This is a genomic window from Phyllobacterium phragmitis, from assembly GCF_002980495.1.
Lineage (GTDB): Bacteria > Pseudomonadota > Alphaproteobacteria > Rhizobiales > Rhizobiaceae > Paramesorhizobium > Paramesorhizobium phragmitis.
The window spans coordinates 1-837 of sequence record NZ_PVBR01000075.1 but is presented as its reverse complement, the minus strand read 5'-3'; the positions used below and the strand labels follow the sequence as shown (position 1 = coordinate 837).

At 57.8% G+C, this 837-nt stretch carries 1 protein-coding gene; it reads left to right on the top strand.

Annotation, left to right across the window (positions count from 1 at the left end; translation table 11 throughout):
- Positions 1–75 precede the first annotated feature (75 nt).
- Positions 76–830 (top strand): IS5 family transposase gene (locus C5748_RS27380; protein WP_425350310.1). Its coding sequence is split into 2 segments (ribosomal slippage): positions 76–417 and positions 420–830, totalling 753 coding nucleotides; the frame shifts between segments, so codons are not numbered across the junction.
- Positions 831–837 lie beyond the last annotated feature (7 nt).

The following is an 837-nucleotide window of genomic DNA, read 5'->3' as shown; positions in this document are numbered from 1 at the left end:
TAGGGTCCGGACCCAATAACGGTCTTTTCAAATCAGTCTGACGATGATTCACTTGCTCCAATATGGAGCGATGAGATGACTGCTTTCTTTTGGTTTTCCGATGAACAATGGTCCCGGATCGAGCCGCTTTTGCCGACGGATGTGCGGGGAAAGAAGCGTGTTGATGATCGCCGGGTTCTCAGCGGAATTGTCCATGCGCTCAAGTGCGGCGGCCGTTGGGCTGACTGCGCCGATGTCTACGGGCCGAAGAAGACGCTTTACAACCGGTTCGTCCGCTGGTCGGAGCGCGGCATCTGGGAGGGCATTTTCAGTGCGCTTGCAGGCGCAGAAGATGTGCCGGATCGGCTGTTCATCGACAGTTCCTGCATCAAGGCCCACCGTTGCGCCGGCGGTGGAAAAGGGGGGCCTTGGCCCATGGTATCGGCCGCACGAAAGGCGGACGCAACACCAAGCTCCATGCCGTCTGCGACGACAAAGGTCGACCGTGCGTCCTGCTGTTGACGCCGGGAAACGTCAATGATTGCAAGGTTGCCAAACAATGTATCGCAGCCATGCCACCATCGGCCGACCTCGTCGCCGACAAGGGTTATGACAGCCAGATCCTGCGCGAATGGCTGGAGGCGCGGGGCACGCAAGCTGTCATTCCACCGCGCAAGAACCGGAAAATCCAATACGACTACGACAAGGCCATCTACAAAAAGCGCAACGTCATCGAACGCATGTTCTGCCGCTTGAAGGACTGGCGGCGCATCGCGACCCGTTTCGACCGCAATATCCAAAACTTCATGAGCGCCATCGCACTCGCCGCAGCCGTCATTTGGTGGATGTAATGAGTCC